The sequence below is a fragment of the Mesorhizobium sp. Z1-4 genome (genome assembly GCF_004000235.1).
GTDB lineage: Bacteria > Pseudomonadota > Alphaproteobacteria > Rhizobiales > Rhizobiaceae > RCIO01.
Genome location: NZ_RCIO01000001.1, coordinates 1,233,891 through 1,259,187 on the forward strand (window position 1 = coordinate 1,233,891; position 25,297 = coordinate 1,259,187).

A 25,297-nucleotide genomic window follows, 5' to 3' on the forward strand; every position below is an offset into this window, starting at 1 on the left:
AAGATGGCGACAGTGACAATCAGAAATGTAGGAGAAGCCACTAAGCAGGCGCTACAGCACCGCGCGGTACGTCATGGCGTCTCCATGGAACAGGAAATCAGAACGATTTTGGACGAGGTTGCGCGCAGCGGCGACACACCCGACCGCGAAGAGAGCCTCTACGATGCTATTCGCCGGCTTGTTGAGCCGCATGGCGGGTTTGAGCTCGAACTTCCGCCGCGCGAGGCAATGCGGGATCCGTTCGATACGGCCTGATGCTGCTTTTGGACACCAATGTCGTTTCGGGAATGTTCAGCCCGGCGAGGGAACCTGCGGTCGAAAGCTGGTTCGGTTCTGTCGATCGGAACACTCTTTTCCTGTCTGCAATTACGAAGGCGGAGTTATTGTACGGTCTGGCAATCATGCCGGCGGGAAAGCGCAGGCTTGAGCTTGCAGAGGTGATCTGGCGATTTCTGGCCCGGGAGATGGGAAACGAGATACTTGAATTCGGCTCGGTCGAGGCGGAGCATTTTGCGGACATTGCGGCAACTCGCCGCGAAAAGGGACGACCCATCAGTCAGTTCGATGCACAGATTGCCGCGATCGCACGAGCACGAGGATTCACCGTAGCGACGCGCAACGTTCGCGATTTCGAAGAATGTGGCGTAGAGATCGTCAACCCTTGGAGTGGCGTTGAATGAATCTCTCGGCCCCCCACGTTCTCCTCATCATCGGTGGAGGTATCGCGGCTTATAAATGCCTCGACCTGATCCGCCGCCTGCGTGAGTGCGGCATCGCGGTGCGCTGCGTAATGACCGAAGCCGCAAGCCAGTTCATCACGCCGCTCTCGGTCGGTGCGCTCTCGGCGGATCATGTCTTCACAGATCTGTTCGACCGCCAGGATGAGCAGGATGTCGGTCACATCCGCCTTGCCCGGGAAGCGGATGTGATCGTGGTCGCTCCGGCGACCGCCGACCTGATGGCAAAATGTGCCAACGGCCTTGCCAATGATCTGGCATCCGCAGTGCTGCTCGCAGCCCGTGCGCCGGTGCTCATGGCGCCCGCGATGAACCCCGCCATGTGGTCGAACCCGGCCACCCGCCGCAACCGCGAGACGCTGGCACGCGACGGCATCCGTTTTGTCGGGCCCAACAGCGGCGAGATGGCCGAGAGCGGCGAGGCGGGCGAGGGCCGCATGGCCGAGCCGCTGGAGATCGTCGCTGCGGTAGAGACTATGCTGAAGCCGGCCGACCAACCGCTCGCCGGAAAGCGTATCGTGATGACATCGGGTCCGACACACGAACCGTTGGACCCAGTGCGCTACATCGCCAACCGCTCATCCGGCAAGCAGGGTCACGCGATTGCCGCCGCGCTGGCAAAGCTCGGCGCCGATGTCCGCCTCATCTCCGGCCCGGTGAACATCCCGGACCCTGCTGGCGTAACAGTCATCCATGTCGAAACCGCGCGCCAGATGAAGGCCGCGGTCGAGGCGGAGCTCCCCGCCGACGCCGGTATTTTCGTTGCAGCGGTGGCCGACTGGCGGCCGGCGAACGAAGGCGCGGAGAAGATCAAGAAAGTCGCCGGCGACGGCCCGCCGCCGCTCGCCATGGTCGAAAACCCCGACATTCTGGCGACCATCGGCCACCATGCAAAGCGCCCGGGCCTCGTCATAGGTTTCGCCGCAGAGACCGAAAACCTCGCCAAAAACGCCGCCGCGAAGCTGAAGAAGAAGGGGGCCGATCTCATCGTTGCCAACGATGTGTCGCACGATTCCGGCATCGGCACCCAGGGTGTGATGGGCGGCGACCGCAATCTCGTCCGCATCGTCTCCATGGACGGCGTCGACGAGTGGCCCGAACTCAGCAAGGCCGAAGTCGCTGCGCGGCTGGCCGCGCTGGTGGCAAAAAGACTGACGCAATAAAAAAGGCCCGGCGCATAACGCCGGGCCCCGTTGCCTGAGTTTCTCCGGCCGGTCAGGCCGAAGGCTGTTTGGTCTTCCTGAGATATGGCAGCACGCGCTCGAACGAGCCGAACTTTTCGGTCGCCTCGTCGTCCGGCACGGCGGCGGTGATGATCACGTCCTCGCCCTGCTTCCAGTTGGCGGGTGTTGCCACCTTGTGTTTGGCGGTCAGCTGCAGCGAGTCGATCGCGCGCAGGATCTCGTCGAAATTGCGCCCGGTCGTCATCGGGTAGCTCAGTGTCAGCTTGATCTTCTTGTCCGGCCCGACCACGAAAACGGTGCGAACCGTCTGGTTGTCGGCGGGCGTGCGCCCTTCCGAACTGTCGCCCGCACTAGCCGGCAGCATGTCGTAGAGCTTCGCAACCGCGAGGTCGCCATCTGCGATCAGCGGATAATCGACATCGAAGCCGGTCGCCGTCTTGATGTCGCCTTTCCACTTGGTGTGGCTTTCCACCGGGTCAACCGAAATGCCGATGATCTTCACGCCGCGTTTGGTGAATTCAGGCGCCAGCCCCGCCATGGTGCCGAGTTCGGTGGTGCAGACCGGCGTAAAGTCTTTCGGGTGCGAGAACATCACCGCCCAGCCATCGCCGATCCAGTCATGAAACTTGATCGGTCCCTGTGTGGTTTCGGCTGTGAAGTCGGGCGCTGTATCATTGATGCGCAGACCCATATCGCGTCTCCTTGTTCTTTCTGGCTCCTAAGGGGCCATTTGGCGTTCCCGCCATCATATCTCAAGCCGCATCCGGCGCGACAAATGAGCCTGCGAAAATGACAGTCTCGCGAAACAATATAGCGGGCTTTATGCCTGGCGCTGGAAATTCCGTCCCGCGCGGCCTCAGGGGCGTTCAGGCAGGCGCAGTGTCCGCGGGAGTGATCAGTGCCTCGCCCATCAGCTCTTCCACGAAAAGGCTCACCAGCTGCGCGCGTCCCGATACATCCGCCTTGCGGTATATCGCATTGAGCTGCGCCTTCACCGTGCCGTCGCGGCGCTCGCGCATCGCTGCGATTTCCGAGATCGAAAAGCCCTTCACGGCCAGCATCGCCACGTCGCGCTCCGAAGCGGTAAGTCCCCATTCGTCGAAATGCTGGGTCATAAGCTCCGCAAACGCGCCGGAAGCCGCCTTCAGCGCGCTTTCCATGCGGCTTTCGCGCTGCATCAGCCGGCGCACCTCGAATGCGGTAACGGCAAGGCCGCAGGTCAACGCAAGAACCACCAAATATTCAAACATGTCGCTGTCGCGCACCCCGGTCGCGGTATCGTAGCCCATGAAGTCGCCTACGGCGTCGACCGCGAAAAACACAACGCAGAGCACCTGCAGCACCAGAACCGCCGGCAGCGCAATCCTCAGTCCGCCCATCGTCTTCCCCTCATTCTTCCCAGCGCTACGCCGCCCCGCCGAGGAGCGGGGCGGAGCGGCGCCAGCTGAAGATCAGTCGTCGTCTTCGCCGTCTTCATCGTCGCCGTCCTCGATTTCCAGCACTTCGCCGGTCTTCGCATCGATTTCGGCCTCGAACGTCTTGCCATCCATGGCGAGTTCGACCTCGAAGCCGTCATCTTCCATCTCGAACTCTTCCACGGTGTAGCCCTGTCCTTCAAGCGCGGCGCGGATTTCGGCTTCCGTGGTTCCGAGCTTGTCGCCTGCAGCGATATTGGCATAGGCCGCGCCGGCCATGATTGCGAGGGCGGACGCTGCGCCGAGAGCGGCAGTCAGAGGTTTGGCTTTGATCAGCTTCATCATTTGGAGACTTCCTTTCGGTTGGGGTTACAGGTCGCTGTCCTTGCGACGCCCCCAACATCGGTGCCGGAACCCGGCTCCTCCATTGAACAAAGGCTTAAACAGGCGGATTAGACCCAAGGTTTAGGCGGGGTTTGCGAGCGGTTTATGTGCGCAGCTTTCGCCGCCCGCTTCGTTTGTGGATGAAATCGCCATAAAAGCTTCATGAATGCGCGGCCAAGGTGCCGCCACACCGGGGCAGCGGAGCAAGGCGATGAGAGACGAGCCGAAAGACGGGCGGGGCGGCATGGACTGGCTGGAGGCGGAACTCGCCGACACGCTGGACGAGGATTACGAGCTCGAGCTTTCCGAGCCGGCGCTTTCGGTCGAACTGCGCCGCATCTACCAGAAGATGCACCCGCCAACGATTGACCGGCACACCTATTTCCATGAGCTGCTGCGGCTGCAGTCCGAGCTGATCAAGCTGCAGGACTGGGTCTCGTACCACAAGAAGAAGATTGTCGTTGTCTTCGAGGGTCGCGATTCCGCCGGCAAGGGCGGCGTCATCAAGCGCATCACCCAGCGGCTCAACCCGCGCGTCGCCCGTGTCGTAGCGCTGCCCGCGCCCACCGAGCGCGAAAAGTCGCAATGGTATTTCCAGCGCTACGTGCCGCATCTGCCGGCCGGCGGCGAAATCGTCCTGTTCGACCGCTCCTGGTACAACCGCGCCGGTGTCGAGCGTGTCATGGGTTTTGCGTCGGAAGACCAGGTCGAACAGTTCTTCAACGACGTGCCTGAATTCGAACGCATGCTCGTGCGCTCCGGCATCCTTCTGGTCAAATACTGGTTTTCCATCACCGACGAAGAGCAGCAGATGCGCTTCTTGATGCGCATCCACGACCCGCTGAAACAGTGGAAGCTCTCGCCCATGGACCTCCAGTCGCGGGTGCGCTGGGAGCGTTACACCAAGGCCAAGGAGGAGATGTTTGCCCGCACCAACATTTCGGAGGCGCCCTGGTACATCGTAGAAGGCAACGACAAAAAGCGCGCGCGCCTGAACTGCATGGACCACCTGCTCACACAGGTGCCCTACGAGCCGGTGCCGCATGAAGATGTCGACCTGCCCGACCGTGAGTTCAATCCGAATTACGAACGCGCCGTGCTGCCACGGGAACTCTACGTGCCACAGAAATACTGAGCGGCTGTTGACAGTCCGTCGCCGCGGCGCGCGTTGACGGTGCAATAGTCCGGTTTAAAGTCGGAGCTTAGCAGGGAGCCGCGCCAGATGACCGAGAAATCCGAAGCCCGCATCGCCCAGAAAGGCCCGTTCGCCGTCGAGGTGGAAGCCGGCAAGGCCTATTTCTGGTGCGCCTGCGGACGCTCCGCCAACCAGCCCTTCTGCGACGGCAGCCACGAAGTGACCGACCTCAGGCCGGTCAGATATGTCGCCGAAAAAACCGGCAAGGCCTTCTTCTGCGGCTGCAAGCAGACCGGCAACAAGCCGCTCTGCGACGGCACGCATAACGGGCTTTGAGGTGGTATCGCCGGCAGAATGAAGACGCCGCGTGGACAACCCAAAAGCACCGCCATCCTTTGCCCATACCCACTATTCGTTGCGCCCAGCTTGCGACGAATCTCCCGCGAGCGATAACGGCAGCCCGGTTGCCAAAAGCGTCATTGCGTGGCACTGGCCGAGGCGAGCAACGGGACGGAAACATGGGCCTTATCATCGCCATTGACGGGCCGGCGGCGTCGGGCAAAGGGACGCTGGCCAGGCGGCTGGCCGACACTTACCGTCTCAACCATCTCGACACCGGACTCACCTACCGAGCGGTTGCCCACCGCATGCTGATCCACGGCCTGCCGCTCGACAATCAGTCGGCTGCCGAAACGGCGGCGCGCCAGATCGACCTCGGCGCGCTGGACCGCACTGTGCTTTCAGCCCACGAGATCGGCGAGGCGGCGTCGAAAGTTGCGGTGATGCCGCGCGTTCGTGCCGCCCTGGTCGAAGCGCAGCGCAGATTTGCCAACCAGCCGCCGGGCGCCGTGCTCGACGGACGCGACATCGGCACGGTGGTGTGCCCGGATGCCGATCTGAAGCTCTATGTGACAGCCTCGCCGCAAGAGCGGGCGCACCGTCGCTATACCGAAATCATCGCCAATGGCGGCACTGCTGACGAGGCGGCGATCCTGGCCGACATCGAAAGGCGCGACGCGCGTGACATGGGGCGGGCCGATTCTCCGCTCAGGCCCGCGGCCGACGCACACTTGCTAGATACGACCACAATGGATATAGAAGCCGCGTTTCGCGCCGCGCGGGATCTGGTTGACCAGGCGATTGCGGCGCGCAGCGCAGACTGAGACGGAATTCCGGGCCCGGCCCGGCCCGTTTCGGACAAAAACCGCCTGAAGAACAGTCCGATGCGCCGAAACCGCCAGAGTGCGGGCATGGCTTCCTGAACGAAGCCCGGACGTTTCCTGAAGGCAGAACGCAACGCTAACCCCTCGGCGCCTGCCCGAAATTCGGGCTTTCCAGGAGTTTCAATGTCACAATCCAACCCCACCCGCGACGATTTCGCGTCGCTGCTCGACGAGTCGTTTTCGGAAGACCATTCCGCAGAAGGCTCCGTCGTCAAAGGCCTGATCACCGCGATCGAAAAAGACATGGCCATCATCGATGTCGGCCTCAAGGTCGAAGGTCGTGTTGCGCTCAAGGAGTTCGGCTCCAGCGCCAAAGAACTGAAGGCCGGCGACGAAGTCGAGATTTATGTCGAGCGCATCGAGAACGCACTCGGTGAAGCCGTTCTGTCGCGCGAAAAAGCACGCCGCGAGGAGAGCTGGGTCAAGCTCGAAGCCAAGTTCAACAATGGCGAACGCGTCGAAGGCATCATCTTCAATCAGGTCAAGGGCGGTTTCACCGTCGATCTGGACGGCGCCGTGGCGTTCCTGCCGCGCAGCCAGGTCGACATCCGGCCGATCCGCGACGTCACCCCGCTGATGCACAACCCGCAGCCGTTCGAAATCCTCAAGATGGACCGCCGCCGCGGCAACATCGTGGTTTCGCGCCGCACCGTGCTCGAGGAAAGCCGCGCCGAGCAGCGCTCGGAAATCGTGCAGAACCTCGAAGAGGGCCAGGTGGTCGACGGCGTGGTCAAGAACATCACCGACTACGGTGCGTTCGTCGACCTCGGCGGCATCGACGGCCTGCTGCATGTCACCGACATGGCATGGCGCCGCGTCAACCACCCGACCGAAATCCTGTCCATCGGCCAGACGGTCAAGGTGCAGATCATCCGCATCAACCAGGAAACCCATCGTATCTCGCTCGGCATGAAGCAGCTCGAGAAAGATCCGTGGGAAGGCATCGGCGGCAAGTATCCGATCGGCAAGCGCGTCGGCGGCAAGGTGACCAACATCACCGACTACGGCGCATTCGTCGAGCTGGAGCCAGGCATCGAAGGCCTGATCCACGTTTCGGAAATGTCCTGGACGAAAAAGAACGTCCATCCGGGCAAGATCCTGTCGACGACCCAGGAAGTCGATGTGGTCGTGCTCGAGGTCGACCCTCAGAAGCGCCGCATCTCGCTTGGTCTCAAGCAGACGCTCGACAATCCGTGGGAAGCCTTCGCCAACAGCCACCCGGCAGGGTCGGTTGTCGAAGGCGAGGTCAAGAACAAGACCGAGTTCGGTCTGTTCATCGGCCTCGACGGCGATGTGGACGGCATGGTCCATCTCTCCGATCTCGACTGGAACCGTCCGGGCGAGCAGGTGATGGAAGAGTACAATCGCGGCGACATGGTTCAGGCACAGGTGCTTGACGTCGACGTGGAGAAAGAGCGCATCTCGCTCGGCATCAAGCAGCTCGGCCAGGATTCGGTCGGCGCGGCGGCTGCCTCGGGCGAACTGCGCAAGAACGCAGTGGTCACGGCGGAAGTCTTGGCGGTGAAGGATGGTGGGCTTGAGGTCAAGCTCGTCGACCATGACATGGAAACCTTCATCAAGCGTTCGGACCTTTCCCGCGACCGCGACGAGCAGCGTCCGGAGCGTTTCGCGGTCGGCCAGAAGGTCGATGCCCGCGTGACCACCTTCGACAAGAAGACGCGCCGCATCACGGTCTCGATCAAGGCTCTGGAAATCGCTGAAGAGAAGGAAGCGGTCGCGCAGTTCGGTTCAACCGACTCCGGCGCTTCGCTGGGCGACATTCTGGGCGCCGCGCTCAAGAAGCAGGGCGACAAAGAAGAGAAGTAGTCTCCTCCCGCTTACTGCCTGAAAGACAGAACCCCGCCGGAGCGATCCGGCGGGGTTTTTCGTTGGAGGAGCGATAACTCCGCTATCAGCCACGTCGGATCAGTGAGCCAGCATCTCGTCCACGATCTGCTCGACGCTTAGATCGGCCGGATAATAGGTTGGCCAATTCGTCAGTTCCTCCAGAAGCCCGGCGCGGTCGTCACCCCAATAGAGGTGGTAGTGACCGGCAGCGCCCGGCGCGATTTTGTGATCGCTGAATTGAATGTATTGCGGGGCGCCCGGATCGCCGTCCGCCTTCTTGAAGATGAACCGCACGCCGCGGTTGCCCTTCTTGTAGGTCAGGATCTCATAACCGTCGCTGGCATAACGAGCTTTGAGCGGCCTGCCTTCCTCGTAGAAGGTCAGGGTGTCGCCGTCGATGGTAATGCGCTCGACGTTTGTCCGGTAGCCGGTCTCATAGTAGGCTTTGTATTCGGCGGCCGTACGGTCGCCGTTTTGGGCCTTCTTCTCCATCACCGGGTCGAGCGTACCGTCCTGCAGATAGGGGTAAACCGACTGCCAGTCGCCTTCCCAGTCCGCCAGGGTCCGGTGCTTGATCTGGTCGTCCTCGAAGTAACCTTTGTAGATCTGATCCGCAGCGTGATCATGTGCGTGCTCATGCCTGGCTTCTTCGCCTTCGTGGACCATACCCGACGCGCCCACCGCGACGATGTTGAAGGGCTTTCCGCCGACAGCTATTTCCCCGGCCCTGGTGAACTCCGCCGCGTGAACGGCGTGTATGACGCCCTTGAGCGGGTCGGTGACGAAGATTTCATCGCCTGCCACCGCTATGCGCGGTCGCGGATCGCTCCAATGGCCGTCCATCGAATAAGGTTCGGTCAGCTTCAGCGAATTGGCGATCTTGCCTGAAAGAACGTTGATGCGGTTCAGCTTGCCATCCTCGGTGAAGACATATGCGAATTTGGCTCGCACCGGGTCGACCGCGAAATGCACGCGGCGGGTCGGCAGCTCGATGTATCGAAACGCGTCCGTGTCTTCCGGATCAACCAGAACCAGCGCAGAGGCACCGAAATTGCCCAGGAAGTATTGCAGGCCGCGGCCGCCGAGCAATGTCGAGACCTTGCCGTCCGGCAGGCTGTCGGCATAGGCGAGATGTTCGATTTTCGGGCCCGATGAGCCCCCCTGAACAATCAGAAGTCCCGTATCGCAAGCGATTGCGATCAGATTGCCCGATGTCGCTTCACCGTGAAGGCCAGGGCACGGTGCGTCCTCGCCAGCGGGGTGACCATCAGGTCCGAGTGTGCGAATGCCGATGGGCAGATTGGATGGGTCGGCCGGGTCGGGGATGGTGACGAGCACTTCCTCGCCCAGCGCTATCGCGACGCCGTGGTGCGGCGCGGGCGTCTTCACCTCCCGAAGTGCAGGCTTCCCGGCATGGAGGTCATTCTCTCCGGCAATGCGGACGACACCCTCGCCGTCGAAGAAAATCGCGACCTGGCCGTGATGATCGACAATGTGAACCGGGCGCTCGCCTTCCACCGAAACGTTCAGAAGTGCCGGAACCGTGATTTCGAGGTCACCGTGATCGCCATGGTCGTCGATTTCGATTCCGGTGTCGATTGCCTGCACAATGTTGCCGTCGCGCTGGGCCGCATAGACCGTGCGGCCGCTGCCGCTGGCATGAAGTGCAGCCGGCGCTTTCAGCGTGAAGCTGCCGATTGCATCTCCGTCGGCGGCGTCGATCACGCGGACAATTGGCTCGGCATGATCGCCGACAAACAGCCGCCAGACGCTCTTGCCGCTCTCTTCGGCGCTGGCGGGCGCCATGACCACCGCCATGGCCACCGCAAGCGCCGGCACCACTCCCATACGAGTCATCTTCGTCTCTCCTTTATGTTATTACATTACTATCGCAGTTAAAAAGAGAGGCGGGGACCACCCCGCCTCGGACTTGTCCGGCAGCCGGCCGGTTCTTCGGTCTCTATCCGGCTTGTGACAGACAGTCGCGCAGCGATGAGGCCATACCGCGCAGCAGTTCGAAATAGAGCTCCGGCCCGTCTTCCAGTGCCGCGCCCAGCGGGTCGAGCACGCCAGAGCCGGCACCGGTGCCTTCGGTCGCGACAGCGACGAGCTTCGGCTCGAACTGCGGCTCGGAAAACACACAGGTCGCGCCGAGTTCGCGCACCCGGGCCTGAATCTCGCGCATGCGCTCAACGCCCGGCATCACGTCAGGATTGACCGTGATCGACCCGGCGGCCTTCAGGCCGAAGCGGGCTTCGAAATACCGGTAGGCGTCGTGGAAGACGACGAAAGGCATGTCCTTCACCGGCTCCAGCTCGGCGGTGAGTTCGGTGGTCAGCTCGCCCAGCCGGCTGCGAAGGGCCGCAGCGTTCGCCTCATAGGCGGCGGCGTTTTCAGGATCGGCCCCGGAAAGCGCTTCGGCGATCTCGTGAACCATCGCGGCCGCGTTTTGCGGGTCGAGCCAGATGTGCATGTCGAATTCGCCATGATGGTGGCCCGCATGCGCCTCGTCGCCATGATGGTTGTCATGATCATGACCAGCCTCTTCATGTGCGTGATCATCATGGTCATGCGCATGATCGTCGTGGTCATGAGCCTCGAAAGCGCCGCCTTCGCGGAACCGCAATTTGATCAGATCGTGCGCCTCGCCGAGCTCAACGACTTTGGCATCCGAGCCCAGTGTCTCGATCGCACCGTCGAGGAATGTCTCCATCTCGTGTCCGACCCAGAAGACAAAACTGGAGGCTTCGAGTGCAGCCGCATCCGAAGGCCGCAATGCATAGGTGTGCGGCGAACCAGCGCCGCGTACGAGCAGGTGCGGTGAGCCCGTGTCGCCCATCACGCCGGCGACCAGGGAATGAATCGGCTTGATGGATGCGACCACGCCGTCCAATGCACTGGCGGGTGCCGGGAGTACAGCGAGGGCTGCTGCGAAACAAAGGGGGCGCAGGCGGGACATTCAAACTCCGTTCGTATCAGGTGTCGACGACATTACGTAATAACATTACGTTCGATTGCGTTACGCTATAACGTGTGGCATAGCCATGCACAAGCCCTTCGGAAAAAATCACCGATACATACCAACGACCGTTGACCATGCTTGACGCCAGCCGCACTGCCGCACCGCTTGTCTCGCTTTCCGGGGCGGGAGTTTTCCGCAACGGCCGCTGGCTCGTGCGCGGCGTGGACATGACAATCCGGCCGGGCGAGATCGTGACCCTGATCGGACCCAACGGCTCGGGCAAAAGCACAACCGCGCGCATGGCGACCGGCATATTGAAGCCCGACGAGGGTTCGGTTTCGCAGCGGGCGGCGCTGCGCATCGGCTATGTGCCGCAACGGCTGGCGATCGACCGGTCGCTGCCGCTTTCGGTCAGCCGGCTGATGCGCCTGACGGGCCCGACGCCGCACGAAAAAATACACACGTCACTGGCGGCCGCCGGCGTCGCGCATCTGGAAAACGCGCAGGTTCATGACCTTTCGGGCGGTGAGTTTCAACGTGTGCTCCTGGCGCGCGCGATTGCACAGGAGCCCGACCTTCTGGTCCTCGACGAACCGGTGCAGGGTGTCGATTTCAACGGCGAAGTGGCGATGTACGAGCTGATCGGCATAATCCGCGACCGAGTGGGCTGCGGTGTTCTGCTGATTTCGCACGATTTGCACGTCGTTATGGCGGCGACAGACACGGTGATCTGCCTCAATGGCCATGTCTGTTGCTCGGGTTCGCCTGAAAACGTCGCTGCAAGTGAAGAATACCGCAGCCTGTTCGGCGCGCGGGCGGCGGAGGCAGTGGCGTTCTACCGGCATCAGCACGACCACACCCATCTGCCCGACGGGCGCGTGAAACACGCAGATGGTTCGATTACCGAGCACTGCCACCCCGAAGACGGCCACCACGATCACGGCCATGACCAAGGGCATGATCATTCAGGCGCAGCCGGGCGGGCTAATGGAGGTGGCCATGCTTGACGACTTCTTCACACGCGCGCTTCTCGCCGGGATCGGCGTCGCGGCCGTTGCGGGACCGTTGGGCTGCTTCATCGTATGGCGGCGCATGGCCTATTTCGGCGACACGATGGCGCATTCTGCGCTGCTAGGCGTTGCGGTGTCGCTGCTTTTAAGCCTCAACCTCACCGCCGGTGTGTTCGCGGTTGCCGCGCTTGTTTCAGCGGCACTGATCATCTTGCAGCGGCGGCGAGCACTGTCATCCGACTCGCTGCTGGGTATCCTTTCGCACTCGACACTGGCATTGGGGCTCGTGATGGTGGCCGCGATGAGCTGGGTGCGCATCGACCTGATGGGGCTTCTCTTCGGCGACATACTTGCCGTGTCGAAGCTTGACCTTGCAATGGTCTATGGCGGCGGTGTTCTGGTGCTGGCGGCGCTGATCTATCTGTGGCGGCCGCTGCTTGCCGGCACGGTGAGCGAAGAAGTCGCCGAGGCCGAAGGGCTGTCGCCGCGGGTGTCGCAATTCGCATTCATGCTGCTGATGGCGGCGGTCATCGCGATCGCAATGCGCATCGTCGGCGTATTGCTGATCACTTCGCTGCTGATCATCCCCGCTGCAACAGCGCGGCGTTTTGCGGCGACGCCGGAGCAGATGGCGGTGATGGCAGCGTTCGTCGGAATTCTGGCGGCCGTCGGCGGTCTGTTCGGCTCGCTGAATTACGATACGCCATCCGGCCCGTCCATCGTGGTTGCGGCGCTGGTCATATTCCTGATCAGCATGGCACCGCTCCGCAATCGCGCCCTCAAAGGAGGCCAGAAGCCATGACCGAGGCAACCGCGCTCACACGCAACCAGTCGCTGGTGCACAACACGCTGCGCCAGGCGGACGGCCCGCTTTCGGCCTACACCATTCTCGACCGGCTGCGCGACGACGGCTTTCGCGCGCCGCTGCAGGTCTATCGGGCGCTCGACAAACTCACCAGCCTTGGCCTGGTGCACCGGCTGGAAAGCCTGAATGCTTTCGTTGCCTGCGCCGGCGAGCACCGGCACGGCGAGAACGAGCTGATCGCTTTCGCGATCTGCGAACGCTGCGGACAGGTTGAGGAGTTCGCCGATCCGGTGGTTTGCGAACGGCTCGAGGCATGGGCCGGCGACAACGCTTTCCATGCCGACAAGACGACGATCGAAATTCGCGGCAAATGCGCTGTCTGCCGCGCCGCCTAGCCCGGCAGGTGGCACATGCCGGAAAACACCTTCCCGCGACGCCACGTCCCTTTGCGTTGCGGGCGAAACCGACTATGAAGCGGGTCTGACAGGACGGAGCCTGCAATGACGATGATTTCCCCGAAACCCAAGCTGGTCACCGTGTTCGGCGGGTCGGGCTTTCTTGGCCGGCACGTGGTGCAGACGCTGGCGCGGCGCGGTTATCGCGTGCGGGTGGCCGTGCGCCGGCCGGACCTTGCAAATCACGTCACCTATCTCGGCAATGTCGGCCAGATCCAGCCGGTGCAGGCCAATCTGCGCGTGCGCTGGTCGGTCGACCGTGCGGTGCAGGACGCCGATCACGTGATCAATCTGGTCGCGATCCTGTTCGAGACCGGCCGCCAGACCTTCGATGCGGTGCAGGATTTCGGCGCCCGCGCTGTGGCAGAGGCTGCCCGCGCCACCGGCGCCAAGCTGACGCATGTCTCGGCAATCGGCGCCGATGCCGACAGCGAATCGGACTATGCGCGGACCAAGGCGCTGGGCGAACAGGCGGTGCGCGAAACCGTGCGCGACGCGCTGATCGTGCGACCTTCGATCATCTTCGGACCCGAGGATCATTTCTTCAACCGCTTTGCCAATATGGCGCGCTTCAGCCCCGTTCTGCCGCTGATCGGCGGCGGGCAGACCAAATTCCAGCCGGTCTATGTCGGTGACGTCGCGGAGGCGATCGCGCGCCATGTCGATGGCGCAATCGACGGCAAGCAGACAGTCGAGCTCGGCGGCCCGGCGGTGCTGACGTTCCGCGAGTGCATGGAGGAGATGCTTGAGGTGATCGACCGCAAGCGGCTTCTCGTCAACGTGCCGTGGCCACTGGCCCGGCTGAAGGCATCCTTCCTCGGCCTCCTGCCCAACCCGCTGCTGACGGTCGATCAGGTGAAGCTGCTGGAGACCGACAATGTCGTGTCGGCACAAGCAGTCAAGGACAGGCGCACCATTGAGGGGCTCGGCATCAAGCCGCGCACGCTGGAAGCGATTCTTCCGACCTATCTGTGGACCTACCGGCCGGCGGGCCAGTTCACCCGCAAGGTGGAAGGCTAAGGCCGCTTGGAAGCGCTGACGGCGCTGCTGCCGGACGCGATTTCGGCGTCAGTCGCGGCGCTGCTGATCGCCGCCTCGTTCTTTACCTCGGCATTCACAGCCGCCTTCGGGCTCGGCGGCGGCGTCGCCATGCTGGCGCTGCTTGGTGCCTTCCTGCCGGTTTCGGCCCTCATTCCCGTCCATGGTGCAGTGCAGCTCGGCTCCAACACAGGTCGCGCCTGGCATCAGCGCGAGCACATCCGCTATTCGATCACGGTACCATTCGTGATCGGCAGCATGGCGGGAGCTGCCGTCGGCGCACTGCTTGTGGTGCAACTTCCCGACGCGGTGCTGAAGCTGGCGCTCGGCCTGTTCATCGTGGTGATCACCTGGACCAAAATTCCCGGCATCGAGAATCTGCGCGGGGCGGGGCTGGCGATAGGCAGCGGCATCATCGCGCTTGCCAACATGTTCTTCGGCGCCACGGGGCCGCTGTTGTCCGCATTTTTCGCGCAGATCATTCCCGACGACCGCAAGGCGCTGATCGCCACGCATGCGGCGGGCATGACCGTGCAGCACGCGCTCAAGGTGATCGCATTTACGGTCGCGGGATTTGCCTTCGCGCGCTGGCTGCCGCTGGTGGCGGCAATGATCGCCGCCGGCTATCTCGGCACCATCTCCGGCTCGCGGCTCCTCGACAAAATGCCGGAGGAGCGCTTCCGCCTTTGGTTCCGCATCGTGGTGACGCTGCTGGCGCTTGACCTGATGCGACGCGGGCTGATGGCATTTTTCGGCTAAGACGCCTCTGCGATCAATCAGTCGCGCAGGAAATCTCCGTGCTGTAGCTTGTCGGCGAGAGTTGCGTCCCGATAGTCGCCAGTTGGATCAAGGCTGGGCTCCGGAAAGTCTCCCAACCAAGGCAATATCGATTTGATTGTCCCGTCGCTTGCTGGCTCGTCAGTAGTTGCAAGTGAAACGCTAAGTAGCCGAACGCCTGCTCCAAACTCAGCTTCCAAGTTAAGCGGATCGATCTGTCGAACGGTCAACGGGTCGGAGAGTTCGTCAAATGTAACGAACATTGGGTAGAGATCGGCCGGGAGTAAGCGGGAAACTTCGTCTATCTCTTCGAGCGCAGCAGATATGCTTTCTCTGGGGCCGGCGTTTGGATCGTGGGGTAAGTCCGAAAACACATTCGCGGCGACGAATTGTGCATCAGAGGCCGGGTTGTCCGACCCGGAAAGCAGAGCAAAAAGGTAGCGTCCGCCAGGCAGCTGTAAGGCAACGGCTTCGCCATTGATGGTTCGGGTTGCGACGCCGATTTCAGGTAGCAGCTGCGGCTGGTATCGAACTGTAACGCGGGTGATGCTTGAGTTCGCATGGACTCGTCCCCCAACTTCGACCGTGACGGTGACCTTCTGGTTCCAGGAGAATTCCGGCCAATAATATCTGTAGAGACCGAAAACTGCGGTCGCCAAAACAGCCAAGAACGTCAGAATGGCAAGACCGCGATTGCGCATCGGAAATCTCCGAGACTAGAACGCCTTCAGCCCCAGACTGCGAGCGCGGCGAAGCCTGCGAGACCGACCGCTATGCGCCACCAGCCGAATAGTGCGTAGCCGCGTTTGGATACAAAGTTGAGCAGGCCACGCACCACGATGACGGCGACCACGAAAGCGGCAACGAAGCCGGTCGCGATGATCGGCAGGTCGGCAGCGGTCAGGATGTCCATGTTCTTGAACAGATCGAGCGCGAAGGCGCCGACCATTGTGGGCATGGCGAGAAAGAACGAAAACTCGGCGGCGGAGCGCTTGTCGGTGCCCAGAAGCAGCGCGCCGACGATGGTGGAGCCGGAGCGCGACGTGCCGGGGATCATTGCCAGGCACTGAAACAGGCCAATACCCAGATAGACCTTCCAGGGGAATTTGGTGACATCGTCATAACGCGGGTTGAGCGCCCAGCTGTCGACCCACAGAAGCACGATGCCGCCCAGAACGAGCGTGGTGCAGATCAGCACCGGTGTTTCGAAAAGCACCGTCTTGATGAAATCGTGGGCCAGATAGCCGATCACCGCCGCCGGCAGGAAGGCGAGCAGGATGCCGCCCACGAAATATTGCGTGCCGCGGTCCGACGGCAGCGACACCAGCATCGACCACAGCCGCGCGAAATAAACGCTGAGGATCGCCAGGATCGCGCCGAGCTGGATCAGCACCTCGAAAGCCTTGCCGGTCGATTCGAAACCGAGGAAATGGCCGGCGAGAAGAATGTGGCCGGTGGAGGAGACGGGAATGAACTCCGTCAGACCCTCGAGAATGCCGAGCAGGAGCGCATCGACGATCGTCTGGCTTGCCATGAAGTCTCCTCGACCGCCGCAACTTGTCAGCGCAGCCGGTGCGTCTTATAGCTCCGCACCGTGGCCAGTCCCCCCGCGCGGCTGCGGGAACGGGCCGCCGTGACTTAGCTGCCCCACAGCCAAAAGGCCAGAGGCCTGGCCCATCGGTGTTCATGCTTACGCTTTTTCATTTTCCACTGTCCGCGTCGTCCCGATTCGTCCGCCTGAGCTTCGCCGAATATGGCGAGGAGCTGTCGCTCATCGAGGAGCGAACCTGGCAGCGCCGGCCCGAATTCCTGTCGCTCAATCCGGCCGGCACAGTGCCGGTGCTCCTGGCCGAGGGCGATGTGCCTATCGTCGGTGCGCCGGTGATTGCCGAATATGTCGACGAGACGCGCGGCGCCTTCAAGCGAGACAAGCGGCTTTTCGCGGAAGACCCGTTCGAACGCGCCGAAATCCGCCGCCTGACCGACTGGTATCTCGGCAAGGCCGAGCAGGACGTGCTGCGCCATCTGGTGCGCGAGCGCGTGCTGAAGCCGCTGATGAATGACGGTGCCGGCGGTGCGCCGGACGCCAGCGTCATTCGCGCGGCGCGGGCCAATATCCGCCAGCACATGAAATACACCAATTATCTGGCCGGCACGCGCAACTGGCTGGCCGGCGCGCGGCTCACCTATGCCGATCTCTCGGCAGCTGCGGCACTGTCCGTGTTGGACTATCTGGGCGAGATCGACTGGGGAGCCCACAGTGCGGCCCGCGACTGGTATCAGCGCATGAAATCGCGACCCTCATTCCGGCCGCTGCTGGCCGACCGCGTGCGCGGGCTGTCGCCCGTTTCGCATTATGCGGATCTCGATTTCTGATCGCAGGGCAACTGTGCTCAAATCGCCCCGGGAGCACGGCATGACAAAAAGCGCCGCGACAGGACAAGGCCTCACCCGCGATCCCGCAAAGCTACGGGCATTCGCAGAGACTGCCGCGCGGCAGGCGGGATTTGATGCTTTCGGCGTCGCGTCGCCTGCCAAACTGCCGGATATTTCGGCCAAGCTCGCCGCATTTCTCGAGCACGGCCGGCACGGCACGATGGGTTGGATGGAAGAGACCGCCGAACGGCGCGCGCATCCTCAGGCGCTTTGGCCCGAAGTGCGCAGCGTCATCCTGCTCGGCATGAATTACGGGCCCGAAACCGATCCGCTGGCGACGCTTGCGCAGAAGGACAGGGCGACGATCTCCGTTTATGCGCGAAACCGCGACTATCACGACGTCATCAAGGGCCGGCTGAAGGAAATCGCCGGGCGCTTCGCGGCGCGCTCGGGCGCGGATGTGAAAGTGTTCGTGGACACGGCACCGGTGATGGAAAAGCCGCTCGCTGCCGCCGCCGGGCTCGGCTGGCAGGGCAAACATACCAATCTGGTGAGCCGCGACTTCGGCTCCTGGCTTTTTCTCGGTGCGATTTTCACCACTGCCGAGCTCGAAACCGACATGCCCGAGGCCGACAGCTGCGGCTCGTGCCGCGCCTGCCTCGATATCTGCCCGACCGACGCCTTTCCCGCGCCCTACCAGCTCGATGCCCGCCGCTGCATTTCCTATCTCACCATCGAGCACAAAGGGCCGATCCCGCATGAATTCCGTCAGGCGATGGGCAATCGCATCTATGGCTGCGACGACTGCCTGGCAGTCTGCCCGTGGAACAAGTTCGCGCAGACCGCCAGTGAAGCGAAGCTCAAGGCACGTGAGGAACTGAACGCACCCGCGCTGGACGACTTGCTCAAGCTCGACGATGCCGGTTTCCGCAGCCTGTTTTCGGGCTCGCCGGTCAAACGCATCGGCCGCGACCGCTTTGTGCGCAATGCGCTGATAGCGGCCGGCAATTCGGGGCACGATACACTTGTTCCGCACTGCGAGGCTTTGATTGCCGACCCCGAACCCGTGGTGCGCGGCGCGGCGATCTGGGCGCTGGCGCAACTGCAGCCCGAAGCAGCGGAAGGTCTGGCACGCAAGGCTGCGGCACGGGAAAGCGACCCGGACGTCAAAACAGAATGGATGCGGGCAATGGGGGCTGCAAGCTGATGCGCTGGCTGATGATCGGAGCGGGATATTCGGCCCAGACCCTTGCCCGGTTGATTGCCGGCGAGGCGGCGGCTGTATCTGGCACGACCCGGGACACAGTCAAATTCGGCGCGCTGGAGGCTTCCGGCATTTCCCCGCTGGAATTCGACGGCAGCTCGATCCCGCAAGCGCTGGCGCAGGAGATGAGCCGCGCAACGCATCTTTTGCACTCTGCTGCGCCCGGAAGCGGCTCTGACCCGCTGCTTACCTTGCTCGGTGCCTCGCTGGCAGAGGCGATGCCGAAGCTGCGCTGGGCCGGCTATCTCTCCACTGTCGGCGTTTACGGCAATCATGACGGCAACTGGGTGGACGAGGAAAGTGCTTGCCTGGCAACGTCTAAACGCGGCATCGCCCGTGTCCAGGCGGAGCGCCAGTGGCTGGATGTAGGCAAAGCCAGCGGTATCACGGTCGCCGTGCTGCGGCTTGCCGGCATTTACGGCCCTGGGCGCAACGCCTTCACCAAGCTGGAAGACGGAACCGCCCACCGCATCGTCAAGCAAGGCCAGCTTTTCAGCCGCATCCATGTCGCCGACATCGCGGCCGCGACCCGGCATCTGGCGGAATCCGGCGTGGGCGGCATCTTCAACCTCGCCGACAACGAGCCAGCGCCGCCGCAGGATGTGATCGCCTACGCAGCAGAGCTGATGGGTGTCGAGCCGCCGCCCGAAATTCCTTTCGAGGAGGCGGAAATGTCGCCGATGGCGCGCTCCTTTTATGCCGACAGCCGCCGGGTTTCTAACGCCAGGCTCAACGCCTCCGGTTATGAGCTCAAATACCCCGACTATCGCACAGCGCTTTCGGCCATGTGGCGTGAGGGAAGCTGGCGCTGACACCGCCCGGTGCGCGGGGTCGCCCAACCGTGCTAAGATGCGAATCGAGGGCTGGTCGGGGGCTGTGATCGGTTCGGAGCGAACTATTGATCGACTTCAGGCATTTCTGGAAAGCGGTATTTCTGTTCGGTGCGCTTACGGCGACGTCGTCGGGTGTGGCTGTCGCCAAGGAACCGCTTGCCAAGACGCTGTTCGGGGCACAGCAGCTGCCGGCCGCCATCGCGCCCAAATCCTACGGCTTCTACTCCAAGGGCTGCTTTGCCGGCGGCGTCGGCATGGCGGCGGACGGGCCCAACTGGCAAGGCATGCGGCTTTCGCGCAACCGGCACTGGGGGCATCCCGAGCTTGTGCGCACTGTGGAACAGCTTTCGCGCGATGCGGCCCGAGACGGCTGGCGCGGGCTGCTGCTCGGCGACATGTCGCAGCCGCGCGGCGGACCGATGCTCACCGGCCATGCATCGCACCAGATCGGGCTCGACGCCGACATCTGGTTCATGCCGATGCCGGACCGGCGGCTGAGCTACGACGAGCGCGAGCAGATCAGCGCCGTTTCGCTGCTCAGGCGCAATTCGCTTTATGTGGACGACCGCAAATGGACGCCCGCGCATGAAGCTGTGTTGCGGCGCGCCGCAAGCTACGGCAATGTCGAGCGCATTCTTGTCCATCCCGGCATCAAGAAGAAGCTTTGCGATACGGTTCGCGGTGACCGCGGCTGGCTTTCCAAGGTGCGGCCGTTCTGGGGCCACGATTCGCATTTTCACATGCGTATCGGCTGCCCGGCGGGCTCGCCCGGATGCAAGGGGCAATCGGCGCCGCCGCGCGGCGACGGTTGCGACGACTCGCTTGCCTGGTGGTTTACCGAGGAACCCTGGCGACCAGCGACCGGACCGGCCAAACCCAAGGCCCGCGACGTGATGACCCTGGCGAACCTGCCCGCCGAATGCAGGGCCGTCCTTGAAGCTCCGGCGCCGGTATCGGCCGATGCAGTCACGGTGGACAGCAGCGGTGCCATTCCCATCACCACGCCCCCAGTCAGCGCACGCGCATTCGCGCCGCTTCCGGCAGTTGATATCCCGCTACCCAGCGCACGGCCGGGAAACTGACCGACAAACCCCGGCCGGAACAATATCTCCGGCGCTGATGCACCTTGCGAGAGTCTGTGATATGGCGTTCGCGCCCGATGCCGACGCGGACAATCGGGCCCGACGAAAAACGCCTGGCAGCCAGACCCGCCGTCAGCATCATGGGACGATTGCAAGCTGCATATGTTGAGACGCGACGACGAGCTTACCGGACTGGATTTTCCGGTCCTGATCGGCGACATCGGCGGCACCAATGCGCGCTTTGCCATTCTGGTCGACGCGCAGGCCGAGCCGAAGGAATTTTCTAACGTCGAGACCGCCAGCTACGGCAATATCGACGAAGCAATCCAATCTGCAATTCTCGACAAGACTGCGATCCAGCCGCGCTCTGCCGTGCTTGCAGTGGCCGGTCCGGTCAGCGGGGACGAGATCGACCTCACCAACTGCAACTGGGTGGTGCGGCCAAAGGTAATGCTCGAAAAGCTCGGGCTGTCGGATGTGGTCGTTCTCAATGATTTCGAGGCCCAGGCACTGGCCACGGTCGCTCTCGGCGAAGACAGCATGGAGCGCATCGTCGACGGCGCGGGCGATGCCTTTGGCAGCCGCGTGATCCTTGGGCCAGGCACCGGCCTCGGCGTTGCGGGCATGGTGCATGCCCGGCACATCTGGATTCCGGTGCCCGGTGAAGGCGGGCACATGGACATGGGCCCGCGCACGGTGCGCGACGCCGAGATCTGGCCGCATCTTGAGCCGATCGAGGGCCGGATTTCTGCCGAGCAGCTTTTGTGCGGCCGCGGACTCGTCAATATCTACCGCGCGGTTGCATCGGCGAATGGCGCCAAGCCAGCGTTTTCGACACCGGCGGAAATCACCAGCTCGGCGCTGGACGAAACAGACGCGAACGCCGTGGAGGCACTCGACCTCTTCGTCACATGTCTGGGCAGGATCGCCGGCGATCTGGCGCTGGTTTTCATGAGCCATGGCGGCGTGTTTCTGACCGGCGGGATCGCACAGAAGATCGTGCCGGCCCTCAAGCGCGGAAACTTTCAAGCCGCGTTCGAGGACAAAGCACCGCACACCGAGCTGCTCAAGGCGATGCCGGTCTTTGTGATTACGCATCCGCGCGGCGCGCTGGCCGGACTGACTGCGTTTGCGCGCACGCCGGTCAGCTTCGGTGTGGAAACCGAAGGCCGCCGCTGGCGGCGCGACTGACCCAACGGACGGAACCGGGGAGCGAAGCAATGTCTGATATGGCACTCGCCGTTGTCGGCGCCAGCGGGCGTATGGGGCAAACGCTGATCCGCGTGATCACGGAGACAGAGGGCGTACGGCTTTCCGGTGCCGTGGAACGCCAGGGCGCGGCGGAGCTTGGCCGCGATGCGGGCGAACTGGCAGGAGTAGGCGCGCTTGGCGTCACCATTTCCGACGATCCGCTGCCGATCTTCGCGCAGGCCGAGGGTGTGCTCGATTTCACCATTCCGGCCGCCAGCGTGACCTATGCCGGATACGCCGCGCAGGCCCGTATCGCGCATATCTGCGGCACCACCGGCATGAGCGCCGAGGACGAAGCAGCTCTGGCCGCGGCCGCGCGCCACACGCCAATCGTGAAATCCGGCAATATGAGCCTTGGCGTCAATCTGCTCGCAGTGCTCGTGGAACAGGCGGCACGGGCACTGCCCGACGACTTCGACATCGAAGTTCTGGAGATGCACCACCGTCACAAGGTGGACGCACCGTCCGGCACCGCGCTTCTGCTTGGCGAGGCTGCCGCTCATGGCCGCGCGGTCGAACTCGATAACAGCTCCGTTCGGGTGCGTGACGGCCATACCGGGCCTCGGCCCAGCGGAGCGATCGGCTTTGCCACGCTGCGCGGCGGCTCGGTTGTCGGCGACCATTCCGTCATACTGGCCGGTCCCGGCGAACGCGTGACCCTTTCTCACAACGCCGAGGACCGCGGCATCTTCGCCCGCGGCGCGGTGCGGGCAGCGCTGTGGGCGCGCGGCGGCAAACCCGGTCTTTATTCCATGCGCGACGTGCTCGGCCTCGCGCAATCCTGATCCAGATCCCAATCGCGAAAGGCAAAACGCATGTCCGGAACCCTCATTCTCGTTCGTCACGGTCAGAGCGAATGGAACCTGAAAAACCTGTTCACCGGTTGGCGCGACCCGGGACTGACCGAAAAGGGCCATGAAGAGGCGAAAGCCGCCGGCCGCAAGCTGCGGGCAAAAGGGCTGAAATTCGATATCGCCTTCACCTCGGTGCTTTCCCGCGCCCAGGTGACGCTCGATCACATTCTGGAAGAGACCGGCCAGACCGGACTTGAGACGATCCGCGACCAGGCGCTGAACGAACGCGACTATGGCGACCTGTCGGGTCTCAACAAGGACGATGCGCGCAAGAAGTGGGGCGAGGAGCAGGTGCATATCTGGCGCCGTTCCTACGACACGCCACCGCCCGGCGGCGAAAGCCTGCGCGACACGGGCGCGCGGGTGTGGCCGTATTACATGGCAGAGATACTGCCACGCGTGCTGCGCGGCGAGACCGTGCTCGTCGCCGCGCATGGCAATTCGCTGCGCTCGCTGGTGATGGCGCTGGACAGGCTTTCCGGCGACGAGATCGTGAAGGTGGAGATCGGCACCGGCGTTCCGATCGTTTACCGGCTCAATGCCGATTCCACCGTGGCATCGAAGGAAATTCTCGAAGGCTGACCCGTTCGGGGCCGCGGTACCATGCCGGCCTCGATGACCGTGCGCGGTGGCGGACGCTATGATTCGCCCGCAAGTCGGCGCAATCCGGCAGATTGGCGTTGACAGGGGGGTGCGGCCCGCTTACATCGGCGGCGCACCTAGCCCAGGTGGCGGAATTGGTAGACGCGCACGGTTCAGGTCCGTGTGCCGCGAGGCGTGGAGGTTCGAGTCCTCTCCTGGGCACCATTCGATCTGCACTGCCAATCAGATCCGCCAGTTAAGCCTTTCCAGAGTGTTGCGCTCATTTCACCGCGCGACGCTCTACCGGCTGGCCCATCCCCTGTTACGCAAGGTACCCGAAATCCTCGGTGCGTGAAGCGCATCCCGTGCGACGCAGGTGCTTGACGCGCAGCAAGGCAGCACCGTGCGCAAAACGGGCAACGGCGCGGTGAAAAATCCGTTCTTGTTTGCTGCAGCACAAAGTCGCGTCCGCGCGGGCATGCTTCCCTTCCACGCTCGGAGGATGTCGTTGTCATGAAACTGCCCGCCATAGACCCGGACATAACCGTGGACGAGATGATGCGCCGCTGGCCGGCGACCATCCGTGTTTTCATTCGTTACAATATGCTGTGCGTCGGCTGCCCGATCGGTGATTTCCATACGCTGCCGGAAGCATGCGAAGCGCATGAACTCGACGAGGAGCTTGTGTCGCAAGCGCTGCTCGCGGCGATGTCGTCGGAGGCTGCCTGACGCCTGCCGGCTATCTTTTGCGGCGGTTTTCCGCGACCAGCATCAGGCCATGTGCATCCGTTACCGTAACCTTCTGGCGGCCCCCGCGCACGAGACCTTCGTCTTCCCACGCGCTGAGCAGGCGGCTGACGGTATGCAGTGTAGTGCCCGTCATCTCGGCAATGTCCTGGCGGGTGATCGGGAAATCGACCTCGATGCCGTCGCCGGTCTTTCTACCGGATTGGGTGACCAGCCTCAGAATCGCATGCGCGATGCGCTGTTCCACCTGCTCGCTCGACATGGCCATGACGCGCTCCTGCGTTTCGTGCAGGCGGGTGCCGATGGTCTGATACGCATTCGCGCCGAACCCCGGCACCCCCGACTGGAGATCGGCCCAGGCGCTATTTGGCCACGATAGCGCCACGCAGTCCACCGCGGCCACCGCCGAAGCCGGGTAGGTGCCGCGGCCCATCGCTACGGCGATGCCGAACAGCTCACCCCGGTTGATGTAACGCGCCACAACCTGATGACCTTCCGAAGAGGTCTGGACGACGCGGATATGGCCGTCGAGCAGCAGGAAAAAATGGCCGGCTTCCTCGCCCTGGGAAAAAATCTCGGCATCTTTTGCGTACCGCGCCGAGTGTGCGCCTGAAAGCACACGGTCGATTTCCTCGCCGGACAGCGAAGCGAATACCGGGATGGCCGCGATCAGCGACCTGTCGAGCGCCTGATGGGGCATGGCCTCATGCTTTCGTGCCGCCTGTTCGGCTCTTTCTATCCGCAGTTTGAGATAGCGCAAATAGCCGGGCGCCGGCGCGCGGTACTGCTCATTCAACGGTTCAGACGGGACCTATCCCGAAAACAGAAGGAAAATGAAGATGAAAACGCTGTTGGCCACCCTCGTGCTCGGCACCGCCGTCGCGTTTGCCGGCGCAGCCGGCGCCGAGGAGTTCGAAGTCAAGATGCTGAACAAGGGCGAGAAGGGCGTGATGGTCTTCGAGCCGGATCTGATCCTTGCCGCACCCGGCGACACCGTCCGCTTCGTGCCGACCGACAAGGGCCACAATGCCGAAACGATCAAAGGCATGCTTCCTGAAGGCGCCGAACACTTCAAAAGCAAGTTCAACGAGGAATTTGTGATGACCCTCGATGCGGAAGGCATCTACGGAATCAAGTGCACGCCGCACTATGCCATGGGAATGGTCGCCCTGATCCGTGTGGGCGAACCGGTCAACTTCGCCGAAGCTGAGGCCGTCAAGCATCCCGGCAAGGCGAAGAAGGTCTATGCGGAGCTGTTCGGCCAAGCCGTCGCCAGCAACTAACCGTAACAACTGCACAAGGCCCGGTTGTCAGACCGGGCCTTATTTGTTTGTG

Annotated in this window: 29 protein-coding genes and 1 tRNA gene; 22 read left to right on the forward strand and 8 right to left on the reverse strand. The window is 62.9% G+C overall.

Features of this window, described 5'->3' with window-relative positions; genetic code table 11:
- Positions 1 to 3: 3 nt before the first annotated feature.
- From EP165_RS05935 to coaBC, 3 genes are read left to right on the forward strand one after another with little or no spacing between them, the layout of a single operon-like run.
- Positions 4 to 255 (forward strand): FitA-like ribbon-helix-helix domain-containing protein, encoded by a 252-nt coding sequence (locus EP165_RS05935; protein WP_127520556.1) that lies wholly within the window; start codon positions 4 to 6, stop codon positions 253 to 255.
- A complete protein-coding gene (locus EP165_RS05940; protein ID WP_127520557.1) occupies positions 255 to 680 on the forward strand; it encodes a type II toxin-antitoxin system VapC family toxin in 426 nt (141 codons plus the stop codon). The genes EP165_RS05935 and EP165_RS05940 overlap by 1 nt, the downstream gene beginning before the upstream one ends.
- Entirely contained in the window at positions 677 to 1,900 is a 1,224-nt protein-coding gene (gene coaBC / locus EP165_RS05945) for a bifunctional phosphopantothenoylcysteine decarboxylase/phosphopantothenate--cysteine ligase CoaBC (protein WP_127520558.1), read from the forward strand. Before EP165_RS05940 ends, coaBC begins: the two co-directional genes overlap by 4 nt.
- Positions 1,901 to 1,952: 52 nt before the next feature.
- Here coaBC and EP165_RS05950 read toward each other — a convergent pair whose 3' ends face one another.
- From EP165_RS05950 to EP165_RS05960, 3 genes are all read right to left on the reverse strand, one after another.
- Positions 1,953 to 2,612 carry a peroxiredoxin gene (locus EP165_RS05950; RefSeq protein ID WP_127520559.1) on the reverse strand — a complete coding sequence of 220 codons (660 nt, stop codon included), beginning with the start codon at positions 2,610 to 2,612 and terminating at the stop codon, positions 1,953 to 1,955.
- Between the two features lie 175 nt (positions 2,613 to 2,787).
- Positions 2,788 to 3,300 carry a helix-turn-helix transcriptional regulator gene (locus EP165_RS05955; protein WP_127520560.1) on the reverse strand — a complete coding sequence of 171 codons (513 nt, stop codon included), beginning with the start codon at positions 3,298 to 3,300 and terminating at the stop codon, positions 2,788 to 2,790.
- Positions 3,301 to 3,372: 72 nt separating this feature from the next.
- Positions 3,373 to 3,681: a PepSY domain-containing protein gene (locus EP165_RS05960; protein ID WP_206075866.1), complete on the reverse strand. Its 309-nt coding sequence runs from the start codon at positions 3,679 to 3,681 to the stop codon at positions 3,373 to 3,375.
- A 250-nt stretch (positions 3,682 to 3,931) separates the two neighbouring features.
- On the opposite strand from EP165_RS05960, the gene ppk2 reads away from it, so the two are divergent.
- From ppk2 to rpsA, 4 genes are all read left to right on the forward strand, one after another.
- Positions 3,932 to 4,855 (forward strand): polyphosphate kinase 2, encoded by a 924-nt coding sequence (gene ppk2, locus EP165_RS05965; RefSeq protein WP_245440036.1) that lies wholly within the window; start codon positions 3,932 to 3,934, stop codon positions 4,853 to 4,855.
- An 87-nt stretch (positions 4,856 to 4,942) separates the two neighbouring features.
- The gene (locus tag EP165_RS05970; protein WP_127520561.1) at positions 4,943 to 5,191 is read left to right on the forward strand and encodes a CDGSH iron-sulfur domain-containing protein; all 249 of its coding nucleotides are present in this window, start codon (positions 4,943 to 4,945) and stop codon (positions 5,189 to 5,191) included.
- Positions 5,192 to 5,373: 182 nt separating this feature from the next.
- Complete coding sequence (cmk, locus tag EP165_RS05975) at positions 5,374 to 6,018, forward strand: (d)CMP kinase (RefSeq protein WP_127520562.1); 645 nt, start codon at positions 5,374 to 5,376, stop codon at positions 6,016 to 6,018.
- Between the two features lie 183 nt (positions 6,019 to 6,201).
- Complete coding sequence (rpsA, locus tag EP165_RS05980; protein WP_127520563.1) at positions 6,202 to 7,905, forward strand: 30S ribosomal protein S1; 1,704 nt, start codon at positions 6,202 to 6,204, stop codon at positions 7,903 to 7,905.
- 99 nt (positions 7,906 to 8,004) lie between these two features.
- Here rpsA and aztD read toward each other — a convergent pair whose 3' ends face one another.
- Complete coding sequence (gene aztD / locus EP165_RS05985; RefSeq protein ID WP_501981646.1) at positions 8,005 to 9,783, reverse strand: zinc metallochaperone AztD; 1,779 nt, start codon at positions 9,781 to 9,783, stop codon at positions 8,005 to 8,007.
- 103 nt (positions 9,784 to 9,886) lie between these two features.
- A complete protein-coding gene (locus EP165_RS05990; RefSeq protein WP_127520564.1) occupies positions 9,887 to 10,885 on the reverse strand; it encodes a zinc ABC transporter substrate-binding protein in 999 nt (332 codons plus the stop codon).
- Positions 10,886 to 11,022: 137 nt separating this feature from the next.
- On the opposite strand from EP165_RS05990, the gene EP165_RS05995 reads away from it, so the two are divergent.
- The 5 genes from EP165_RS05995 (at position 11,023) to EP165_RS06015 (ending at position 14,955) form a co-directional block, all read left to right on the forward strand.
- Complete coding sequence (locus EP165_RS05995) at positions 11,023 to 11,895, forward strand: ATP-binding cassette domain-containing protein (RefSeq protein ID WP_127520565.1); 873 nt, start codon at positions 11,023 to 11,025, stop codon at positions 11,893 to 11,895.
- Positions 11,888 to 12,700: a metal ABC transporter permease gene (locus EP165_RS06000; protein WP_127520840.1), complete on the forward strand. Its 813-nt coding sequence runs from the start codon at positions 11,888 to 11,890 to the stop codon at positions 12,698 to 12,700. Before EP165_RS05995 ends, EP165_RS06000 begins: the two co-directional genes overlap by 8 nt.
- Positions 12,697 to 13,098: a Fur family transcriptional regulator gene (locus tag EP165_RS06005; RefSeq protein WP_127520566.1), complete on the forward strand. Its 402-nt coding sequence runs from the start codon at positions 12,697 to 12,699 to the stop codon at positions 13,096 to 13,098. Before EP165_RS06000 ends, EP165_RS06005 begins: the two co-directional genes overlap by 4 nt.
- 105 nt (positions 13,099 to 13,203) lie before the next feature.
- Positions 13,204 to 14,178: a complex I NDUFA9 subunit family protein gene (locus EP165_RS06010; RefSeq protein ID WP_127520567.1), complete on the forward strand. Its 975-nt coding sequence runs from the start codon at positions 13,204 to 13,206 to the stop codon at positions 14,176 to 14,178.
- 6 nt (positions 14,179 to 14,184) lie between these two features.
- On the forward strand, positions 14,185 to 14,955 hold the full coding sequence (locus EP165_RS06015; RefSeq protein WP_127520568.1) for a sulfite exporter TauE/SafE family protein: 771 nt from the start codon (positions 14,185 to 14,187) through the stop codon (positions 14,953 to 14,955).
- A gap of 17 nt (positions 14,956 to 14,972) precedes the next feature.
- Here the strand turns inward: EP165_RS06015 and EP165_RS06020 are convergent, their stop codons facing one another.
- Both EP165_RS06020 and EP165_RS06025 read right to left on the reverse strand, forming a co-directional pair.
- A complete protein-coding gene (locus tag EP165_RS06020) occupies positions 14,973 to 15,674 on the reverse strand; it encodes a hypothetical protein (RefSeq protein WP_127520569.1) in 702 nt (233 codons plus the stop codon).
- Positions 15,675 to 15,700: 26 nt separating this feature from the next.
- Complete coding sequence (locus EP165_RS06025) at positions 15,701 to 16,507, reverse strand: undecaprenyl-diphosphate phosphatase (RefSeq protein WP_127520570.1); 807 nt, start codon at positions 16,505 to 16,507, stop codon at positions 15,701 to 15,703.
- A 152-nt stretch (positions 16,508 to 16,659) separates the two neighbouring features.
- Between EP165_RS06025 and EP165_RS06030 the strand changes: the two genes are divergently transcribed.
- The 9 genes from EP165_RS06030 (at position 16,660) to EP165_RS06070 (ending at position 23,944) form a co-directional block, all read left to right on the forward strand.
- A complete protein-coding gene (locus EP165_RS06030) occupies positions 16,660 to 17,349 on the forward strand; it encodes a glutathione S-transferase family protein (protein WP_127520571.1) in 690 nt (229 codons plus the stop codon).
- 40 nt (positions 17,350 to 17,389) lie between these two features.
- Positions 17,390 to 18,556, forward strand: coding sequence for a tRNA epoxyqueuosine(34) reductase QueG (gene queG / locus EP165_RS06035; protein ID WP_127520572.1), 1,167 nt, complete (start codon positions 17,390 to 17,392; stop codon positions 18,554 to 18,556).
- Entirely contained in the window at positions 18,556 to 19,425 is an 870-nt protein-coding gene (locus EP165_RS06040) for an NAD-dependent epimerase/dehydratase family protein (protein WP_127520844.1), read from the forward strand. The genes queG and EP165_RS06040 overlap by 1 nt, the downstream gene beginning before the upstream one ends.
- A 122-nt stretch (positions 19,426 to 19,547) precedes the next feature.
- Positions 19,548 to 20,528: a penicillin-insensitive murein endopeptidase gene (mepA, locus tag EP165_RS06045; RefSeq protein ID WP_127520846.1), complete on the forward strand. Its 981-nt coding sequence runs from the start codon at positions 19,548 to 19,550 to the stop codon at positions 20,526 to 20,528.
- 162 nt (positions 20,529 to 20,690) lie between these two features.
- Positions 20,691 to 21,719 carry a glucokinase gene (locus tag EP165_RS06050; protein WP_127520573.1) on the forward strand — a complete coding sequence of 343 codons (1,029 nt, stop codon included), beginning with the start codon at positions 20,691 to 20,693 and terminating at the stop codon, positions 21,717 to 21,719.
- A 29-nt stretch (positions 21,720 to 21,748) separates the two neighbouring features.
- Complete coding sequence (gene dapB, locus EP165_RS06055) at positions 21,749 to 22,564, forward strand: 4-hydroxy-tetrahydrodipicolinate reductase (RefSeq protein WP_127520574.1); 816 nt, start codon at positions 21,749 to 21,751, stop codon at positions 22,562 to 22,564.
- 30 nt (positions 22,565 to 22,594) lie between these two features.
- Positions 22,595 to 23,215 (forward strand): 2,3-bisphosphoglycerate-dependent phosphoglycerate mutase, encoded by a 621-nt coding sequence (locus EP165_RS06060; protein WP_127520575.1) that lies wholly within the window; start codon positions 22,595 to 22,597, stop codon positions 23,213 to 23,215.
- A 140-nt stretch (positions 23,216 to 23,355) separates the two neighbouring features.
- Positions 23,356 to 23,440: transfer RNA gene (locus EP165_RS06065), tRNA-Leu, on the forward strand.
- Positions 23,441 to 23,728: 288 nt separating this feature from the next.
- Positions 23,729 to 23,944, forward strand: coding sequence for a DUF1858 domain-containing protein (locus EP165_RS06070; RefSeq protein ID WP_127520576.1), 216 nt, complete (start codon positions 23,729 to 23,731; stop codon positions 23,942 to 23,944).
- Between the two features lie 10 nt (positions 23,945 to 23,954).
- Here the strand turns inward: EP165_RS06070 and EP165_RS06075 are convergent, their stop codons facing one another.
- Positions 23,955 to 24,662 (reverse strand): Crp/Fnr family transcriptional regulator, encoded by a 708-nt coding sequence (locus EP165_RS06075; RefSeq protein WP_127520577.1) that lies wholly within the window; start codon positions 24,660 to 24,662, stop codon positions 23,955 to 23,957.
- A 133-nt stretch (positions 24,663 to 24,795) separates the two neighbouring features.
- Here EP165_RS06075 and EP165_RS06080 point away from each other — a divergent pair, with 133 nt between their 5' ends.
- Positions 24,796 to 25,245 (forward strand): pseudoazurin, encoded by a 450-nt coding sequence (locus EP165_RS06080; RefSeq protein ID WP_127520578.1) that lies wholly within the window; start codon positions 24,796 to 24,798, stop codon positions 25,243 to 25,245.
- The last annotated feature ends 52 nt before the right edge of the window (positions 25,246 to 25,297 follow it).

Excerpts from the sequence above, each read along its gene's own strand:
- EP165_RS06040 (WP_127520844.1), top strand. The coding sequence starts at position 18,556 with ATGCGCTGGCTGATGATCGGAGCGGGATATTCGGCCCAGACCCTTGCC.
- EP165_RS06070 (WP_127520576.1), top strand. The coding sequence starts at position 23,729 with ATGAAACTGCCCGCCATAGACCCGGACATAACCGTGGACGAGATGATG.
- EP165_RS05935 (WP_127520556.1), top strand. The coding sequence starts at position 4 with ATGGCGACAGTGACAATCAGAAATGTAGGAGAAGCCACTAAGCAGGCG.
- EP165_RS05950 (WP_127520559.1), bottom strand. The coding sequence starts at position 2,612 with ATGGGTCTGCGCATCAATGATACAGCGCCCGACTTCACAGCCGAAACC.
- aztD (WP_501981646.1), bottom strand. The coding sequence starts at position 9,783 with ATGACTCGTATGGGAGTGGTGCCGGCGCTTGCGGTGGCCATGGCGGTG.
- coaBC (WP_127520558.1), top strand. The coding sequence starts at position 677 with ATGAATCTCTCGGCCCCCCACGTTCTCCTCATCATCGGTGGAGGTATC.
- EP165_RS05940 (WP_127520557.1), top strand. The coding sequence starts at position 255 with ATGCTGCTTTTGGACACCAATGTCGTTTCGGGAATGTTCAGCCCGGCG.
- EP165_RS06020 (WP_127520569.1), bottom strand. The coding sequence starts at position 15,674 with ATGCGCAATCGCGGTCTTGCCATTCTGACGTTCTTGGCTGTTTTGGCG.
- EP165_RS05995 (WP_127520565.1), top strand. The coding sequence starts at position 11,023 with ATGCTTGACGCCAGCCGCACTGCCGCACCGCTTGTCTCGCTTTCCGGG.
- EP165_RS05955 (WP_127520560.1), bottom strand. The coding sequence starts at position 3,300 with ATGGGCGGACTGAGGATTGCGCTGCCGGCGGTTCTGGTGCTGCAGGTG.
- EP165_RS06010 (WP_127520567.1), top strand. The coding sequence starts at position 13,204 with ATGACGATGATTTCCCCGAAACCCAAGCTGGTCACCGTGTTCGGCGGG.
- dapB (WP_127520574.1), top strand. The coding sequence starts at position 21,749 with ATGTCTGATATGGCACTCGCCGTTGTCGGCGCCAGCGGGCGTATGGGG.
- EP165_RS05960 (WP_206075866.1), bottom strand. The coding sequence starts at position 3,681 with ATGATGAAGCTGATCAAAGCCAAACCTCTGACTGCCGCTCTCGGCGCA.
- EP165_RS06060 (WP_127520575.1), top strand. The coding sequence starts at position 22,595 with ATGTCCGGAACCCTCATTCTCGTTCGTCACGGTCAGAGCGAATGGAAC.
- EP165_RS06050 (WP_127520573.1), top strand. The coding sequence starts at position 20,691 with ATGTTGAGACGCGACGACGAGCTTACCGGACTGGATTTTCCGGTCCTG.
- queG (WP_127520572.1), top strand. The coding sequence starts at position 17,390 with ATGACAAAAAGCGCCGCGACAGGACAAGGCCTCACCCGCGATCCCGCA.
- EP165_RS05990 (WP_127520564.1), bottom strand. The coding sequence starts at position 10,885 with ATGTCCCGCCTGCGCCCCCTTTGTTTCGCAGCAGCCCTCGCTGTACTC.
- cmk (WP_127520562.1), top strand. The coding sequence starts at position 5,374 with ATGGGCCTTATCATCGCCATTGACGGGCCGGCGGCGTCGGGCAAAGGG.
- EP165_RS06080 (WP_127520578.1), top strand. The coding sequence starts at position 24,796 with ATGAAGATGAAAACGCTGTTGGCCACCCTCGTGCTCGGCACCGCCGTC.
- EP165_RS06025 (WP_127520570.1), bottom strand. The coding sequence starts at position 16,507 with ATGGCAAGCCAGACGATCGTCGATGCGCTCCTGCTCGGCATTCTCGAG.
- EP165_RS06005 (WP_127520566.1), top strand. The coding sequence starts at position 12,697 with ATGACCGAGGCAACCGCGCTCACACGCAACCAGTCGCTGGTGCACAAC.
- ppk2 (WP_245440036.1), top strand. The coding sequence starts at position 3,932 with ATGAGAGACGAGCCGAAAGACGGGCGGGGCGGCATGGACTGGCTGGAG.
- rpsA (WP_127520563.1), top strand. The coding sequence starts at position 6,202 with ATGTCACAATCCAACCCCACCCGCGACGATTTCGCGTCGCTGCTCGAC.
- EP165_RS06075 (WP_127520577.1), bottom strand. The coding sequence starts at position 24,662 with ATGCCCCATCAGGCGCTCGACAGGTCGCTGATCGCGGCCATCCCGGTA.
- EP165_RS06030 (WP_127520571.1), top strand. The coding sequence starts at position 16,660 with ATGCTTACGCTTTTTCATTTTCCACTGTCCGCGTCGTCCCGATTCGTC.
- EP165_RS06000 (WP_127520840.1), top strand. The coding sequence starts at position 11,888 with ATGCTTGACGACTTCTTCACACGCGCGCTTCTCGCCGGGATCGGCGTC.
- EP165_RS05970 (WP_127520561.1), top strand. The coding sequence starts at position 4,943 with ATGACCGAGAAATCCGAAGCCCGCATCGCCCAGAAAGGCCCGTTCGCC.